The following is a 16,321-nucleotide window of genomic DNA, read 5'->3' as shown; positions in this document are numbered from 1 at the left end:
GCGCCCTCCTATGCGCTAAAAGCGGGTGGAGACCGTGGCGGCGACTCCCGAACCGGGCTCGGCGTCGCCCGCGACCTGCTGGCGATAATCGACCGAGACGCGCGCCGGGACGTCGCCGAGGCTCCAGTCGAGCCGCATGGTCGGCCCGATGTCAAGCCGGCTGACCCCTTCCTGCGCGCCGCCCCATGCGCCGGCGCCGACGCTCAGTTGTCCGCCCGAACCGTCGCTTCCCCCCAGCGACAGGACCGGCTTCACGGCAACCGCCTGGCCGTCGACGAAATAAGTGTCGAAATCGCCCCAGACATAGCCCGCCGCGCCATATGTCTCGAGCGAGAAGCCGCGCGGTAGCTTGACGGGCGCCGCCTCGCTGACCGCGTAGAGCGCCGGCCGGATGTCGCTCGAAGCCGAACCGTCCGCATCCGGGACGAGCGGATTGCGCGTCGCGCGCACCTCGCCGTAGGCGCGAAGCGGCAACGCACCGAAAGGCCGGGCGGAGAGCCCAGCGGCGACTTCGCTCTCGCCGCCCGGGACGAGCGCGCTGTAGGCGCGGGCATAGAGGCGGGGATCGTGCGACGAGGACGGGCGGGCGCGCCATTGTAGATTGCCGGCAATCTGGCTCGCGCCATAGGTCGGTGCGCGCGCCTGCGAGACATCGAGAGCGTTTGAGCCCTGGCGGTAGAAGCCGAAGACGTCGAGCGACCAGCGATCGGCACGCTTCGCCCGCGGCGGAGACGCCGGCGGGCGAGGCGCGACGAAAGGCGGCTGCCCCTGCGCTACGCTCGCTGCGCTGGCAGAGGCCGAGGCCGAATAGGCCCCGTGGTAGGGATTTTGCCGATCGAACGCTGCGCGCAAGCGTTGAAGCTCGGCACCGCCGCCTGCTCCGTAGCTGCGAAGATCGGGTGACGGTTGATAGGGATAAGCGCCTTCGCCGGGACCGAAGCGCCCGTATCGGTTTGCACCCGTGCCACGCGCCGCGCGCGTCCCGGCCCGCCTTGCTGCTGGCGGCGGCGGGTAGGGTACGTAGACCGGATAGGCCATCACCGGCACGCCGCGCATCGCCGCTGGATGCGCCGAGGAATAGAGGTAGGGATAGCCATATCCCGCCGGCGGAAGACCTGCGGCCGGCGGTGGATTTGTGCCGTTGCCGTAGGCCGGATAGGGCGCGAGCGCAGGTAGGCCCTGGAGATGCGGATAAGCGATCGATTGCGGTGCGGGCCCCGGCTCGCGCATGTTGACGCGGCTGTTTTCGGCGAACAGCACCTTGCCGATCCCGCCATCTCCGCCCGGCAGGGCGAAGGGCGGCTCCCAGGTCGCGACTCGCCCACCGACCCATGAGATCAATAGCAGGCTCAGCATAATGAGCGGGCTGCCGCGTCGGCGCACGGTGTCGATCGCGCTCATGCCTCGACCTCCTCGGGCAGCTGCCCAAGCGCAGTGGGTTCGCCATGCCCAGCACCGCGCCGCAAAGGCAGAGCAGGTGCATCTGGATCGCCGTCGACCTGCGTGCGGTGTAGATCGTGGAGCGGCACGGGTGCCCTTTGTTTGGAGCTGTGATCGTAGCTGTGCTCGTGGCTCGGCTGCGAAGGATGGCGCGAATGCGAAGTCTTGTCCCAGGCCGTCACCTCGCCGAAGAAGGTGCGCCAATAGGCCGACACCGCCCGCCTACCTGCCATGATCGCAACGAGATTGGTCACCGGAATGCGCAGCACCGCGAACAGCCCTTCGGCGATCCCGTAATTGCGCGCAGTAAAGGCAAAGCGCCACGCCGCCCGCCATGCGAAGAAGGCGAGATTGGCGATCAGCACGCCGATCAGCAACGGTGACAATTCGATCGGCTGCGCACCGCCGATCGAGGCGGCAAGGGCCGAGAATACCGTTAGCAAGATAAGGGCATAGCCCAGAGCCAGGACCAGTGCGGTCAATGGCCCACGGCGATCGCGCGCACGCATCCAGCGCTCGGCAAGGCCGCCGCTCCACCCTGTGCGATCCCACCCCTGCAGCGAGATGCCGTGAACCCAGCGCGTCTTCTGGCGCACGACCGGCCCAAGCTGCGAGGGAAAATAGGCGCGGGTAGCAATCAGACGATCGTCTTCGCCGCGCGCCCGGAGAAAGCGGCACTGCCCGCCCGACTCCGCGATCCTCAGGCCCAATTCGTAATCCTCGGTCAGCGAATCCGACGCAAACGGCAGCGCGCTCGAGGTACGCCGTTCCATCGCCGTCAGCGCGCCGCGCGCAACGGCGCAGCCAACGCCCGCCGCCGGCAGACCGGCCCCGATCGCGCCGCGCACGACCATCGCCTTGCCATGCGCTTCGGCAAATTCCTCGCAATAATGGCTGCCGAGCCAGTCGCGGGCGGGCTGCGGTAGCGGCTCCACCGGTAGCTGGACGAAATCCGCGCCGTCCTCGATCGCCCAGTCGAGCAGCCCGAGCCCTGCCGGATCGACCATGTCCTCGGCATCGTGGAAGACGATCGCCTTGAAACGGAAGCCCGAGCGCAGTTCATCGTCGCTCATCGCCTCGTAAAGGCGGTTGAGGCAGTCGGCCTTGGTGCTCGGCCCGTCGCGATCGTGAATGACCAGACGCAGGCGCGGGTCGCCCCGCGCGCCCGCCATCGCCGCATCAAGCGTGGCCGCATCGTTACGATAAATTCCGATATAGAGGCGCAGATGCCGCTGCGGCCAGACGCCGAGCAGATGCGCGATCGTCTCGACGATCACGTCCGCCTCCTGCCAGGCTGGCACGAAGACAGCTGTGGGCCCATGCAGGGGCCGCTCCTGCAGCTCCTGACGCGTTACCCGCCCCGTCCTTGCCCGGCCCGTCAGTTTGAGCCATAGCCACGCCAAATCGACAGCCAGATCATCGACCGCGCCCAGCAAAAAGAAAAATCCTGCGAACAGCAGCAATTCGTGCTGGCATACGGCAAGCCAGTGCCAGATATCCCATCCAATGTAAGCCAAGGCGACCCCCTCATTCCTTGAACGAACGGACGGCTAACACCGCTAATTTTCGATTGCAACTGCAGCGATTCACAGAAGAACAGCTTTAACCATGACCAAGACCGCGACATCTATTCAGAACCCTATAGTTCGAATTTTTGCACCAGTCCGCGCGCTCTTTGTCGGCGACGCCTCGGCGGGCATTTTACTCATCCTTGTTGCAGCAGCTGCAATGTTGGCGGCCAATTCGGCAATGGCGGACGAGTATCGCGACCTGTTCTACGGCGAGCTGCCATGGACCCCGATCCCCAAGCTCTACGATCTTCATCTGTGGATTAACGATGGACTGATGGCGATCTTCTTCTTCGTCGTCGGCCTCGAAGTGAAACGCGAGGTCGTCTCCGGACAACTATCCGATCCGGCCGCGCGGCGTTTGCCGATGCTGGCTGCGGCGGCGGGGATGCTGGTGCCCGCCGGTGTCTTCATGCTGATTTCGGGCGGCGGCATCTATGCCAATGGCTGGGCGATCCCCGCCGCGACCGACATCGCCTTCGCGATGGGCGTGCTCGGCCTTCTGGGCAACCGCGTACCCGCCTCGCTGCGGCTGTTCCTGCTGACCGTCGCGATCGTCGACGATATCGGCGCGGTCATCGTGATCGCGGTGTTCTACACTCAAGCGCTCTACACGGTCTGGTTGTTCGCCGCACTCGGCGTGCTGGCGGTGATGATCGTGCTCAACCGACTGCGGGTCGACTATTTCTGGCCCTATATTCTGCTCGCCCTCGCGCTGTGGTTCTGCGTCCTCAATTCCGGCGTCCACGCGACCATCGCGGGCGTCGTCGCCGCACTCACCATTCCGCTGCGCCGGCGCGATGGGAACTCGATGCTCGAGCGGCTCGAACATACGCTCGCGCCGTGGAGCGCCTATCTCATCGTGCCGGTCTTCGGCTTTGCGAATGCCGGCGTGTCGCTCGCCGGTATGGGTCCTGAGGCACTGATCGCCCCGCTGCCGCTGGCAATCGCGACGGGGCTCGTCGTCGGCAAGCAGCTCGGCATCTTCTCGGTCGTCTGGCTGGCCGACCGAGCGGGCTTCGCCGCCCGTCCGCCGGGCGCCAGCTGGCCCGAAATCTACGGCGTCGCGATCCTGTGCGGGATCGGTTTCACGATGAGCATCTTCATCGGAAGCCTCGCCTTCCCCGACGCCGACCAGGAACCCTTACGCGAAGCCGCGAAGCTCGGCATCCTTCTGGGCTCGGCCATCTCTGCGGCACTCGGCTTCGTCGTCCTGCGCCTGACCGCCAGCCACACCGACGAGGAATGCGACGATCAGGGCGAAATGCCGCACGATCCCTTTCCCAAGGATCCGCTGCGCTGATCGCCGAGCGCTGCCTCGGGATCACCAGCTGCCAGTGTTCTCCATGCTGGCCCAGGGTTCGCGCGGTTCGAGATGACCGTCCTGGAGCAGTTCGACGGATACCCCGTCGGGCGTCTTGACGAAGGCCATGTGCCCGTCGCGCGGCGGGCGATGAATGACGTGTCCGGCCTCGGCAAGCCGCTCGCAAGTTTCGTAGATATCCTCGACCCGGTAGGCGAGATGGCCGAAATTGCGCCCGCCGTCGTAATCCTCGGTCTGCGACCCGTCTTCGGCTGGCCAATTATAGGTCAGCTCGACCTCGGCGATGCCCTCCTGCCCCGGTGCTGCCAAAAAGATAAGGGTGAAGCGTCCGGCCTCGACGTCGAAGCGGCGCACTTCCTCGAGCCCGATCAGGCGAAAGAAATCAACCGTCGCTTGCGGATCGCTGACCCGGAGCATCGAATGCAAATATTTGACCATGAAACATGCTCCTTCGCCGATACGTTCAGGCGCGCCTAGCGCGGAAAGGGGGACGGACGGAAGGGGCGCCGTGATGAATGGCTGAATGTCACGTGTGAGCCGGAGCCCTCCGCAGGCATTGGAGATCTCTGCGCTGCGGGCGGTTGCCGCGGCTCGCCATTCGCCTTAGGTTCACGCACAGGACGCTACGTGCGACATTGCCGCTCCGGCACAGGGATCGATCCTGCTCGCGGAAGCCTGGCAACAGCTTCACCTCCCTCCCATAAAAACGACAATCGATGTTCGACGCTATCCGCAATCTTTTTCGTCCCCCTCCCCAGGTGCCGCTACCCGCGGTGCCTCCCGGCACGCGTCATTATCTGATCGGCGATATTCACGGACGGCTGGACCTTTACGAGGCGCTGATCGCCGCGATCGATGCGGATGATGCGGCGCAAAAGGCGCGCGATACGCAGGTCGTCCTGCTGGGCGATCTCGTCGATCGCGGGCCGGACAGCGCGGGCGTGATTGACCGCACCCGGGCCTGGCAAAGCGAGCGGCGCGTACGCGTGCTGGCCGGGAACCACGAGGACATGTTCCTGGGTGCCTTCAAGAAGCCGGAAATATTGCGCCATTTCCTCAAGCATGGCGGACGCGAGACGATCCTCTCCTATGGTCTGGCGAAAGACCGCTTCAACGCGCTGACCCTCGAGGAATTGTTCGAACGCCTGCCCGAGCTCGTCCCGCAGGAGGAGCGCGATTACATCGCAGGTTTTGAGGAAATGATCGAGGCCGGCGACTATCTCTTCGTCCACGCCGGGATCGATCCTGAAGTGCCCCTCGACGAACAGAAGCGCAGCGACCTCTTGTGGATTCGCGAGCGTTTTCTCAATCATTCTGGACCGCTCGAAAAGGTGGTGGTGCACGGTCATACCATCTTCGATCGGGTGACGGACCGCGGCAACCGGATCGGCATTGACACTGGCGCTTTTCGTTCAGGTGTGCTTACCGCACTCGTGCTCGAGGACGAGCAGCGACGCGTGATCCAGGCGATCGAGGAGGCGGACGGATCGATCGCGATCGTTCAGGGGGAACGCGCGGCGCAGGAAGCCTGAGCCGGGTTTGTCGGCAAGAGCGGGCCAGGCCGGCCGTGTGCCAAGAAAGGTCGCATCGGACGAACAGGGTGTGAGGGGACACGAGCGATGAAAATTGCAATGGTGGGCTCGGGTTATGTCGGGCTCGTATCGGGCGCCTGTTTCGCCGATTTCGGCCACGAAGTCGTCTGCATCGACAAGGACCAGTCCAAGATCGACGCCCTGCATCAGGGGATCATGCCGATTTACGAACCGGGACTCGATGCGCTGGTCGAAAGCAATGTCGGCGCCGGACGGCTTTCCTTCACGACATCGCTCGCTGAGGGAATTGCGGGCGCTTCGGCGATTTTCATTGCGGTCGGCACGCCGAGCCGGCGCGGCGACGGCCACGCAGACCTCACCTATGTCCATGAAGTGGCGCGCGAGATCGGCGCAAACCTCTCGGGCGAGGCGGTGGTGGTCACCAAATCGACGGTCCCGGTCGGTACCGGCGACGAGGTGGAGCGCATCCTTCAGGCGAGCGGGACGCCGCATCGTTTCGCGGTCGTCTCCAACCCCGAATTCCTTCGCGAAGGAGCCGCGATCGGCGATTTCAAGCGCCCCGACCGGATCGTGATCGGCACTGAGGACGATTTCGGTCGCGAGGTGATGCGTGAGGTCTACCGTCCGCTCTTCCTCAACGAATCGCCCATCCTCTTCACCTCGCGGCGCACCAGCGAGCTCATCAAATATGCCGCCAACGCCTTTCTCGCGACCAAGATCACCTTCATCAACGAGATGGCCGATCTGTGCGAAAAGGTCGGTGCCAATGTGCAAGATGTTAGCCGCGGGATCGGGATGGACAACCGGATCGGTCCCAAGTTCCTGCATGCAGGGCCGGGCTACGGCGGATCGTGCTTCCCCAAGGACACGCTCGCGCTGCTCAAGACGGCGGAAGATTACGACAGTCCGACCCGCATCGTCGAGGCGGTGGTCAAGGTCAATGACAGCCGCAAACGCGCGATGGGTCGCAAGGTCCTAGACGCGCTCGGCGGGGCGGAGGCGGGGCGCGGCAAGAAGGCGGCGCTGCTTGGCCTCACATTTAAGCCGAACACCGACGACATGCGCGATTCGCCCGCCATCGCGGTCGCACAGACGCTGATCGATGCAGGCGTCGAGGTTGCCGCCTACGATCCCGAAGGGATGGAATTGGCCCGCCCGCTGATGCCCGAGGTCACGATGTGCGAAAATCCTTACCAGGCAATCGCGGATGCCGATGTCGTTGCCATCGTCACCGAGTGGGACGCCTTTCGCGCGCTCGATCTCGACCGCGTGAAGCAACTCGCCAAAGCCCCGGTCCTGGTCGATCTGCGCAACATCTACGATCCCGAAGACCTGCGCGCTCGCGGCTTCACCTATGCCGGAGTCGGACGCGGCTGAACTGCCCCATATCGGGACAGGTGCACCTCGTTCTTAAGCGGGTTAATCCATTGTCGCCCAATGATTTGTTACCCAAGCGGTCGATCGATGGAATTGTTTTGCCTATGTTCATTATTCGCTTTTGGATTCCCTTAACTTTGATGTAGCGTCCCGAATCAGGATCACACCAAGGGGGCTGAATCCATGAAACTACGTTCGCAATTTGCGGGCGCCGGCATGCTGGCGCTCGCGGGGGCACTTGCGGCCTCTCCCGTTCACGCATCCGAAACCGACGAAGACACGACGACCGAAGCGTCCGACAGCGAGGAAGAAGAAGCGCAATCTTCGCCCGCGCCTTCTTCGAATTCGACGACGGACAGCTTCGCGGGCTTCCGCACGATCGAATTCACCGACTTCGACAGTTTTGATGAGGTCCGCGTACGGTTCGACGGTGGCGGCTACATCGGCAATGTCGGCAATCCCGAACCCGATCTCATCGTCCGCGACGATGTCGGCGTGAATTTCGGCGACCCGAACAATGTCGCGCCCTACGCTGTGCATATCTTCAATCAGCGCAACAGCGATGGCGCAGTGTTCTTCAACTGCTCGGGAAGTGTCATCAATCCGCGCACGATCCTGTTCGCCGCTCACTGCGTGAACAACAGTGTGGCCGGTCTCGCGACGACTTCATCCGAAACCTATGGTTTGCCCGAAGCGGGTGCCGAACGCACCTTGCTCATCGCAACCGGTCAGAGCAGCGCAGACCGCCTCTTCACCTATCTTCCCACCGGCGCCGGCTATGCAGAAGGCGGCGTTGCGAGCAGCACCGACGTCATCATCCACCCGACCGCCAATCCGGACAATGTCGGCCTTGGCTTTCCTTGGGCGGACGTTGCGCTGATCGCGCTCGATGCGCCTATTACCGACGTGCCCTCACTGCCCATTCTGCTGACGCCTCTGGGTGAACTGACCCATGTCGTCCAGGTCGGCTACGGCACCAACGGCACTGGCCTCAACGGCGGCACCAATACGGGTTCGCGCTTCCTGCGCCGCGTCGGCGAGAACATGCTCGGTCTCATCGGTAGTCCGGGGGACTACATTGACGGCGTCTTCACCGATTTTGCGCCCTCAACGCAGGTTCTCGGCATCGAATCGCAGGCATATTACTGGACCGACTTCGATAATCCCGACCGCACCCCGGAGGAGCAGGCCGGCTGCGACTTTCCGGGCGACACGATTTCGTGTGACTCGCTCGCCGCGGTCTTCGCGATCGACTATTTCGATGGCGACGCGCTCCCGCTCGAAGCGGGCACTGCTCCTGGTGATTCCGGTTCGCCGCTCGTCGCCGATCAGCTTGCGGACTTCCCGCTGGCAATCGGTGTCTTGTCGGGTGGTTACGATTTCTTCGGCTTGGGCAGCGCCTATTCGGACGTTAGCTTCTACAATCCGCTGTTCCCGTTCTTTGAATTCATCACCGAAAACACGCCGTACAAGTACGTCTCGGCCAAGTCGGGCAATGGCGACTGGTCGGATCCGAAGCGCTGGACGCAAGATCTCGATCCCGGCTTCTTCATCGAGGACGCAAACGGAAACATCGTGAACGGCATTCCGGAAGGGAACGAGCCGGGCATTTTCGCAAGTGGACCGAAAGTCGGTCTCGTTCGCGGTCAGGACATTTCGGACAACACCACCGCCGTAACACCCGGTTTCGAAGATATCGACGTTAGCCTTCCCGAAAGTTCCGCGCTCCTCGGCCCGGGTTCGACCGGTTTCGTCCCGCAGAACACCGACGGTATTGTCGGCACCGCATTCGAAAATCCGGCGCAATATTTCGAAGTTCACCTAAATCGTCCGGGCACGACCAATGTCGATATCGACGTCGAGATCGACAAGCTGGTGGTAAACGATCGCAATGCCGGCGTGTTCGTCGGTTCCGAGCGCAGCTTCACGACCATTCAGGGCATCGAGCAGTTCTCGGGGCTGGTCGAGGTCGACGGTCTGGTGTCTGCGCCGATCTACACGCTGGCCAGCGGCGAGATCGCGGGTGACGGCGGCACGCTCGACGTGAACGTGCTATTCAATGTCGCAGGTCTGCTGAGCGCAGGCGGCCGCAACGACTTCGGCACGCTCACGATCGACGGCGACTACGTCCAGACGAGCGGGGGCGGCCTGCTGTCCGAATTCAGTGTCGGTCGCCGGGGCGACGTCGAGCAGGACGTCTACAACGTCACCGGAACCGCGGTGCTCGACGGCACGCTGCTCGTCACGACCGGGGATCGCCGTCCGCGCTTCGGCTCGGAATATGTTGCCCTGACTGCTGGTGCGATCGACGGCAACTTCGCCGAGGTCGACCTGTTCAGCAACTCGGTGACGCTCGTCGCCGAAGCGCGGGTCGAAGGCAACGAAGTGATCGTCGAGATCGGAGCACGCAGCATTGCCGGGATCGTCGGCCGCAGCCACAATCTCGCATCGCTCGGTTCGGCGCTGGATGATCTGCGCAACGCCAATTTCGACCAGTTCGCGGACATGTTCGCGGTGATCGACGGGGCGAACCTCGCCAATTTCGGCGCAACGCTTTCCTCGCTCGCTCCGACCAGCGCGTTCGGCCAGACCTTCACCGCCAATGCCTTCTCGCATCGTTTCACCGGCCAGATCGCCCAGCGCACGCTCGCGCTGCGTGGCGGGTCGCGTGCAGCGGGCGGGTTCACCGCGGCGGGCAATGCAAGCTACGCGATCGCCGGCAATGCGCCTGCGGAAGCGGGCAAGCTCGGCGTCTTCGGCAGCGCTTCCGGGCTCTACCGCAATGGCGGCCAGCAGCTGGGCGTCCAGGGCAACGGAACGGCAGGCTTCGGCGCGTTCGGCATCAACGGCGTCAGCACCGGCGAGATCGGGGCCAACGCCTTCGAACAGGCCGCGCTGCAACAAGCCGGCGAGCTGACCATCGGCGCCGACATGCGCGTCTCAGACGGGTTCAGCTTCGGCATCGCGGTGTCCAACATCCGCAACTCGCAGCAATCCTTCGCCGGCTTCCAGGGCCAGGAGGATCGCAGCGAGGCCGTCGCGATCTACGCGTCTTACGAAGATGGCGGCCTCTTCGCTGACGGCTATGCCGGTACCGCGCAGCAGCGTCTCGGCACCGATCGGCGCTCGCAGGGCGACTTCCGCTTCGCCTTCGAGAACGCGATCGGTGAGGCGAGCGGCCGCCAGGTCTTCGGCGGCGTGCGTCTGGGCTATGCCTTCGACCTTGCCAGCAACGTCGAAGTCGGTCCGGTGGCAAGCGTCGACTATCTCGGCAACCGCATCGGCGGCTACGAGGAAGTGGGCGCGGGCGAGTTCGGCCTGAACATTGCCGATCGCACCTTCATCTCGCTCGGCGCGAAGCTGGGCGCCATGGCGAGCCTCGACATCAAGACCGGCGAGACCAGCGCGATCAAGGCGTTCGGCTCGGTCGCCTATGCCCGCGAGCTGGGCGACCGCGAAGATGTCGTCACCGCGCATTTTGCGGGCGCGGCGGACACGCCCTTCACGATCGTCAACGCGCTCGATCCCAGCTGGGTCAGCGTCAATGCCGGCGCCGAAATGGCCGTGGGTCATAACATGACCGCCTCGGTCTCGGTGACCAGCGATATGGGCCGCGGCGTCCTGTCGAACGACCAGGCGCAGGCGGGCCTCAACTGGCGCTTCTAAGCGGGTTCGCATAGCTCCGGCTGAATAAGACGCCGGGCCTCTTCTTAAGCGGAGAGGCCCGGCGTTTTTGTTTTGGCGCCGTGGCCTTGTTTGATTCTGCATTGAGGTCTCAGGTGTTTGCGAGGCCACGAAGTGCCGTGCAAACACTTTTAGGGAGCATCCAATCCCCTAGAAAAGTTCATGCCGAAGGCTCCTTGGAAGATACCGTCCGGCAGCTTTTCCCATTGGTATTCGCTGTTATTCAGGCTGCTCAGCCACGGCAATCGAGCATGAATAGTAGTGCTTGGCTTCTCGTCCGTGATCGTCATGACGATCGAGTTTATCGCGTAGCCGTCCCCGAGACTTTGAGAAGCATTCGAATAATCGACCTTGAAGACGCTCGTCGGGTCGTCAAGATCGCGAAAAGCTACCAGCGGCAGGCAGTCAAACCTTGCTTGCCATGCCTCGTCACCCGGTTCCGGCGTCTGACAGGGGATTTCATGCGTAGCACCGACGTTGGAGGCAACGCTGCGGAGGTTTCCCAACCTGTCCTCGAGCCTCGCGTTGAAACCCAGACCTTCGAAATGACGCTCGGGTAACAACTGGATGCTACGCGCATTCTGATAGATGGGGCCAAACAAGACCTGGTCGTTTGGCAGTTCCACGGCAACAGCTTCAGCCACGAAGTCGCTGTTGTAGGGCGAGACCAAAGCAACGCGCGGTTCTGAAAGCGTCAAGCTCCATACGCTCGATCCAGAGCGCGTGCCTTCCGGAGTGTCGACGTTGATCGTCATGCGCCAGCGAACCTCGGCACGGTTTTCGGTGGCTGACGGAGCTGGTCCGCATGCCGAGAGCGCCATTCCCACCGAGGCCACGATCCAGCCAATATTCGCAGATTTCATGACCATCTCCCCGCCATTCTAGGCCTCATCAAGCGCACCACTGCCTTTCAGATTGGTAAGCGAGGAGGAGCTGAGCGCCGAAGAATACATCGGGGGGCGTCATAAGCCGGGTTCTGTCTCCCTCGCGCCTTGTGAGCGCTCGGGCGGCAGCCATTCATCTGGGCGGCCTGTTGCCAGGCGCGCTCGAGCAGCCAACCCGGGTCTCTCGGCGCGAAACACGCCTGCCCGTCCCTTTCGATCGGGCGCGAGCGCGAGACCCCTATTTGGCCTTGCTCCGAGTGGGGTTTGCCTTGCGAGGCCTGTTGCCAGGCCCCCGGTGCGCTCTTGCCGCACCCTTTCACCCTTGCCTGTGCCCCGGTGCGAACCGGGGCCATCGGCGGTATACTCTCTGTGGCACTTTCCCTGACCCCGGACCATGTCCGGAGCCGGCGGGCGTTACCCGCCACCCTCGTTTCGTGGAGCCCGGACTTTCCTCGCATCCCCTAGCGGAAGTGCGCGGCTGCCTCGGCCCCCCGATGCGTCAGCGCCTGTATACCAGCGCGCGGATGTAGGGAAGCTTTACCGCGCCCCCCATTGTCTCGCGCGAACCCAGATGCGCACGTCCTAGCGCGCGTCGCCGCGATCGCGCTCCAGCAGCAGGTGCCATAAGATCGCGCCCAATTGCGCATCGGGTTTGCCCTCGATCTTCTCCGGTCGCCAGCGCCGCTCGAACGCCTCGATCGCCTTGCGCCCCTCGGTGATGTCGTAGCCGAACCGCTCGAGCCCGAGGATGAAGGCGCCTTCGTTGTCGAAGGGTGTGCCCTTGTCGAACTTCTCGGGCCTGGGCAGGCAGAGCTTGTACTCGGCCAGCCGGTCCCACGGGAAGAACTCGCCCGGATCGATCTTGCGCATCGGCGCGACGTCGGAATGGCCGACCACATTGGCGCGCGGGATGTCGTATTGCTCGACGATCCGCGCCAGCAGCGGCACCAGCGCCTCGAATTGCGCATCCTTGAAGTCGCGCTGCGCGGCGCTGTGCCCGGGATGGTCGAGCTCGATCCCGATGCTTGCCGAGTTAACATCCTTGATCCCGCGCCAATAGGAGACGCCCGCATGCCAGGCGCGCTTCGCCTCGGGCACGAGCTGTGTCACCACTCCATATTCGGAGATGATGTAATGCGCCGACACGCCCGAATCGGGGTTGATGAGCTTGCCGAGCGCGCGCTCCATCGGCTGCATCTCGGTGTAATGCAGCACCACCATCGAGATCGGCAGCGCACGATCGTCGAAATTGGGCGAAGGGATCACGGCGTGGGTGCGCTCGTTGATCTCCATGTCGCGGATGATCTCGGTTTCGACCTCCTGCGAGGGCTGGAATTGTGGCCCGTCCTGGCTCATCCGATCATCCCTTCCGGTTCGGGCAACACCCCGCCCAGCACCAGCGCGTCTTCGCTGAGCGCATATTGCAGGCCTCCGCCCATCTCCTCGGCGACCAGCGCGATCATATGCGCCGCCGCGGTTCGGCTGGTGATTTCGTGGGGCGGCATGTTGCCCTGAAGCGCCTCGCCGATGCTCTCGTCGAAGGCGATGCGATTGCCGACGGCGCGCGCGACGATCTCGACATTGCCGCCGGTCCGCTCCGCGCCGATGTCGAGCGTCCCACCGCGGATCAGCGCATCGAGCGCGATCTGTGCCAGGTTCAACAGCACCTTGACCGCAGGCTTGGGCAAGGTCGCATCGGCGAGCGCCCAGTTGACCTCGACCCGCTTCGCATCCGCGACCAGCGAGGCGATCACCGCCTTCGCCTCCTCGACCTCTACATTCTCGCCGAAGCCGCCCGCCGCCCCGAAAGCGAGACGAAAGAACTTCAGCTTGTCGGTGCTGACCTTGGCGCTTTGTTCGAGCAGCTCGATGCAGCGCGCGCGCATTTCCGGATCGTCCTCGTCGGCAAGCAATTCGAGCCCGTTCGAAAGCGCGCCCACCGGCGAGAGCATGTCGTGACAGAGCCGCGAGCACAAAAGCGCGGCAAGATCGGTTTGCGAAGTCATGCGAGAGGTCGAAATCCTACAGGATGGAACAGGTGGAACACGGTCCTAGGGGCAAAAAACCGCCGCTTCCAGTGACCTGCGCTGCGCAGCGTGTGCATATGTCGGCGAAGGGAGATGTCGCTGCGATACATGCGAGGATATCTAGGCCTGAACGAGGACGTAGGAAAGCGGACGGAACCCTCCGTCAAGATCGCGCCAGAACCGCAACTGCCCCTCGCCCAGGATCGCCCATACCGATCCATCAGCGGCCGACATCGCGGCATCGATCGCCGAAGGCACGGGTTCGCCCGAGGGGTGCGAATGAAAATAGCCCAGCACTTGCGGCCCGTCCCCGCGCGCGGCGCGGTGGGCATCGATCAGCGCCTGCGGATCCACTTCGAAGCGGCTTTCGGGCTGCGGATGAACATTGCGGGTGGGCACGGCCTGCAAGATGCTGCGTCCATGGCCCAGCAGCAGCCCGCACGCTTCTTTCGGGTGAGCGCGATCCGAGGCGGCCTCCATCACGGCGAGCGCGCGGCGGGATACCTCCAAGTCCGCCCGGTGGGAGAGAGCCGTCATAGGGTGTTCCCCGCCACCGCTCGTCCTGAGCTTGTCGAAGGACCGATTTTCCTTTTTATCGTCGGTCATGCCGTTCTGGACCTACATGCTGCATTGTCGTGGTGGCAAATATTATACGGGCCACACCGACGATCTCGAAGGACGCATTGCACAGCACAATGCCGGACTTGGGTCCGAATTTACAAGCGAACGGCTTCCGGTCGAACTCGTTTGGGCAGGCGAATTCGCCGAACGGCAGGAAGCGTTCGAGATGGAACGCCGGGTAAAGGGTTGGTCGCGGGCGAAGAAAATGGCCTTGATCCGGGGAGATCTGGACGCGATCTCAAAGCTGTCAAAAAGCAAGAACAGTCCTTCGACAAGCTCAGGACGAGCAGGTGTGGGTAGCGTGACAACTTCAAGATCCGCTCGTGCTGAACTTGTCGAAGCACCGTCCTCCACTTCGAGAACCGACGTTATCAAAGGGCTATTCTCTTCATCCACCCGCCTCGACAAGGCGCTCGCCGAGCAGACCGACCTCTCACGCGCCCGCATTCAGGCTCTGATCGCGCAAGGCCGGGTCGACGTGGACGAGGTGACGCAAACCTCCCCCAGCACCAAGGTTGCATTGGGCACCCCCTTCCGCATCACCGTACCCCCCGCCGCCCCTGCGCGCGCCCAGCCGCAGGATATCCCGCTTATCGTCGCCTATGAGGACGAATATCTGATCGTCGTCGACAAGCCGGCGGGCATGGTGGTTCACCCGGCGGCGGGCAATCCCGATGGCACGCTGGTCAACGCGCTGCTCCACCACTGCCGCGGATCGCTCAGCGGGATCGGCGGGACGGCGCGTCCCGGCATCGTCCACCGGATCGACAAGGACACATCGGGTCTGCTGGTCGCCGCCAAGACCGACGCCGCGCATGAAGGGCTCGCCGCGCAATTCGCCGCGCACAGCGTCCACCGGCGCTATCTCGCCGTCGTCGGCGGGCATCCGAACCCGCCGGCGGGCACGATCGACGCACGGCTCGGCCGTTCGGATGCGAACCGAAAGAAAATGGCGGTGCTGGACAAGAATTCCTCGCGCGGGAAACACGCGATCACGCATTATAGGCTTATCAGAAGCCTCGGGCCGGCTTCGCTGGTCGAATGTCGGCTCGAAACAGGGCGCACTCATCAGGTGCGCGTTCACTGCGCGTCAATCGGTCATGCTTTATTGGGAGATCCACTCTACGGACAAACGCCCAAATCCCTCAAACCGCTGCTCTCTCGGCTGGACTTCGCGCGTCAGGCGCTTCATGCCGCCGAGCTCGGCTTCGTCCACCCGGTGACCGACGAAAACCTCCGTTTCGAAGCGGAATTGCCGGGCGACATGCGGGAACTAATCGACGAACTTGGCCGTTTTGATCGATGAAATGCGCATCCAATCCCGGTCAGCCAACGTATATAAGGATGACCCTCAAGAGTTGAAGTCCTCATTTGTAACCATGCGGCCCGATCATCCGGATGCCCATCAGGGGTCCGGCAAAGCGAGGCTGGCGAAAGAAAGGTTTGGAACACAGTGAGCAAAGCATCTACCGTCCCGGCGCTGAGCGGCGAGCAGAGCCTCAATCGCTACCTGTCGGAAATCAAGAAATACCCTGTGCTGACCGCCGAGCAGGAATATATGCTCGCCAAGCGTTATGCCGAGCATGAAGATCCCGAGGCCGCCTCGCAGCTGGTCTCCTCGCATCTGCGCCTCGTTGCGAAGATCGCGATGGGGTATCGCGGCTATGGCCTGCCCGTCTCCGATCTGATTTCGGAAGGGAATGTCGGCCTGATGCAGGGCGTCAAGAAGTTCGAGCCCGATCGCGGCTTCCGCCTCGCGACCTATGCGATGTGGTGGATCAAGGCCTCGATCCAGGAATATATCCTGCGTTCGTGGAGCCTCGTGAAAATGGGCACCACCGCG

The 16,321-nt window shown here is 63.4% G+C and carries 13 protein-coding genes, 1 other RNA gene and 1 pseudogene; 7 read left to right on the top strand and 8 right to left on the bottom strand.

The window, feature by feature from the left end; all coding sequences use genetic code 11:
- Positions 1-15: 15 nt before the first annotated feature.
- Together V2I30_RS03670 and V2I30_RS03665 are read right to left on the bottom strand one after the other, a co-directional pair.
- Entirely contained in the window at positions 16-1,401 is a 1,386-nt protein-coding gene (locus V2I30_RS03670; RefSeq protein WP_330660716.1) for a hypothetical protein, read from the bottom strand.
- Positions 1,398-2,957, bottom strand: coding sequence for a glycosyl transferase family protein (locus V2I30_RS03665; protein WP_330660715.1), 1,560 nt, complete (start codon positions 2,955-2,957; stop codon positions 1,398-1,400). The genes V2I30_RS03670 and V2I30_RS03665 overlap by 4 nt, the downstream gene beginning before the upstream one ends.
- Positions 2,958-3,048: 91 nt before the next feature.
- Between V2I30_RS03665 and nhaA the strand changes: the two genes are divergently transcribed.
- Positions 3,049-4,311 carry a Na+/H+ antiporter NhaA gene (nhaA, locus tag V2I30_RS03660; RefSeq protein ID WP_330660714.1) on the top strand — a complete coding sequence of 421 codons (1,263 nt, stop codon included), beginning with the start codon at positions 3,049-3,051 and terminating at the stop codon, positions 4,309-4,311.
- 21 nt (positions 4,312-4,332) lie between these two features.
- On the opposite strand, the gene V2I30_RS03655 is transcribed toward nhaA, so the two are convergent.
- Entirely contained in the window at positions 4,333-4,770 is a 438-nt protein-coding gene (locus tag V2I30_RS03655; protein WP_330660713.1) for a VOC family protein, read from the bottom strand.
- 278 nt (positions 4,771-5,048) lie between these two features.
- Between V2I30_RS03655 and V2I30_RS03650 the strand changes: the two genes are divergently transcribed.
- The 3 genes from V2I30_RS03650 to V2I30_RS03640 all read left to right on the top strand — a co-directional run bounded on the left by V2I30_RS03650 (position 5,049) and on the right by V2I30_RS03640 (position 10,928).
- On the top strand, positions 5,049-5,864 hold the full coding sequence (locus V2I30_RS03650) for a metallophosphoesterase family protein (protein ID WP_330660712.1): 816 nt from the start codon (positions 5,049-5,051) through the stop codon (positions 5,862-5,864).
- Between the two features lie 87 nt (positions 5,865-5,951).
- Positions 5,952-7,262 carry a UDP-glucose dehydrogenase family protein gene (locus V2I30_RS03645; protein WP_330660711.1) on the top strand — a complete coding sequence of 437 codons (1,311 nt, stop codon included), beginning with the start codon at positions 5,952-5,954 and terminating at the stop codon, positions 7,260-7,262.
- Positions 7,263-7,445: 183 nt separating this feature from the next.
- On the top strand, positions 7,446-10,928 hold the full coding sequence (locus V2I30_RS03640; RefSeq protein ID WP_330660709.1) for an autotransporter domain-containing protein: 3,483 nt from the start codon (positions 7,446-7,448) through the stop codon (positions 10,926-10,928).
- Between the two features lie 149 nt (positions 10,929-11,077).
- Here the strand turns inward: V2I30_RS03640 and V2I30_RS03635 are convergent, their stop codons facing one another.
- From V2I30_RS03635 to V2I30_RS03615, 5 genes are all read right to left on the bottom strand, one after another.
- Complete coding sequence (locus V2I30_RS03635) at positions 11,078-11,809, bottom strand: hypothetical protein (protein WP_330660708.1); 732 nt, start codon at positions 11,807-11,809, stop codon at positions 11,078-11,080.
- An 86-nt stretch (positions 11,810-11,895) separates the two neighbouring features.
- An RNA gene (gene rnpB / locus V2I30_RS03630) (RNase P RNA component class A) lies at positions 11,896-12,324 on the bottom strand.
- Between the two features lie 88 nt (positions 12,325-12,412).
- The gene (locus tag V2I30_RS03625; protein WP_330660859.1) at positions 12,413-13,123 is read right to left on the bottom strand and encodes an N-acetylmuramoyl-L-alanine amidase; all 711 of its coding nucleotides are present in this window, start codon (positions 13,121-13,123) and stop codon (positions 12,413-12,415) included.
- A 59-nt stretch (positions 13,124-13,182) separates the two neighbouring features.
- The gene (locus V2I30_RS03620; protein WP_330660707.1) at positions 13,183-13,836 is read right to left on the bottom strand and encodes a histidine phosphotransferase family protein; all 654 of its coding nucleotides are present in this window, start codon (positions 13,834-13,836) and stop codon (positions 13,183-13,185) included.
- Positions 13,837-13,977: 141 nt separating this feature from the next.
- Positions 13,978-14,394, bottom strand: coding sequence for a M67 family metallopeptidase (locus V2I30_RS03615; protein WP_330660706.1), 417 nt, complete (start codon positions 14,392-14,394; stop codon positions 13,978-13,980).
- Positions 14,395-14,461: 67 nt separating this feature from the next.
- On the opposite strand from V2I30_RS03615, the pseudogene V2I30_RS03610 reads away from it, so the two are divergent.
- From V2I30_RS03610 to V2I30_RS03600, 3 genes and pseudogenes are all read left to right on the top strand, one after another.
- Positions 14,462-14,671, top strand: a pseudogene (locus V2I30_RS03610) (GIY-YIG nuclease family protein); the annotation flags it as partial.
- A 177-nt stretch (positions 14,672-14,848) separates the two neighbouring features.
- Positions 14,849-15,784 (top strand): RluA family pseudouridine synthase, encoded by a 936-nt coding sequence (locus V2I30_RS03605; protein ID WP_330660858.1) that lies wholly within the window; start codon positions 14,849-14,851, stop codon positions 15,782-15,784.
- Positions 15,785-15,931: 147 nt separating this feature from the next.
- Positions 15,932-16,321 (top strand): sigma-70 family RNA polymerase sigma factor (locus V2I30_RS03600; RefSeq protein WP_330660705.1); only part of this gene is annotated, 390 nt, incomplete at its 3' end.

The sequence above is a fragment of the Erythrobacter sp. genome, assembly GCF_036351135.1.
GTDB lineage: Bacteria > Pseudomonadota > Alphaproteobacteria > Sphingomonadales > Sphingomonadaceae > Erythrobacter.
Note: the sequence above shows the minus strand (reverse complement) of the source record. Positions and strands in the feature narration are given on the sequence as shown.

Coding starts and splice junctions, on each gene's coding strand:
- V2I30_RS03670 (WP_330660716.1), bottom strand. CDS start 1,401: ATGAGCGCGATCGACACCGTGCGCCGACGCGGCAGCCCGCTCATTATG.
- nhaA (WP_330660714.1), top strand. CDS start 3,049: ATGACCAAGACCGCGACATCTATTCAGAACCCTATAGTTCGAATTTTT.
- V2I30_RS03655 (WP_330660713.1), bottom strand. CDS start 4,770: ATGGTCAAATATTTGCATTCGATGCTCCGGGTCAGCGATCCGCAAGCG.
- V2I30_RS03650 (WP_330660712.1), top strand. CDS start 5,049: ATGTTCGACGCTATCCGCAATCTTTTTCGTCCCCCTCCCCAGGTGCCG.
- V2I30_RS03645 (WP_330660711.1), top strand. CDS start 5,952: ATGAAAATTGCAATGGTGGGCTCGGGTTATGTCGGGCTCGTATCGGGC.
- V2I30_RS03640 (WP_330660709.1), top strand. CDS start 7,446: ATGAAACTACGTTCGCAATTTGCGGGCGCCGGCATGCTGGCGCTCGCG.
- V2I30_RS03635 (WP_330660708.1), bottom strand. CDS start 11,809: ATGAAATCTGCGAATATTGGCTGGATCGTGGCCTCGGTGGGAATGGCG.
- V2I30_RS03625 (WP_330660859.1), bottom strand. CDS start 13,123: ATGGAGATCAACGAGCGCACCCACGCCGTGATCCCTTCGCCCAATTTC.
- V2I30_RS03620 (WP_330660707.1), bottom strand. CDS start 13,836: ATGACTTCGCAAACCGATCTTGCCGCGCTTTTGTGCTCGCGGCTCTGT.
- V2I30_RS03615 (WP_330660706.1), bottom strand. CDS start 14,394: ATGACGGCTCTCTCCCACCGGGCGGACTTGGAGGTATCCCGCCGCGCG.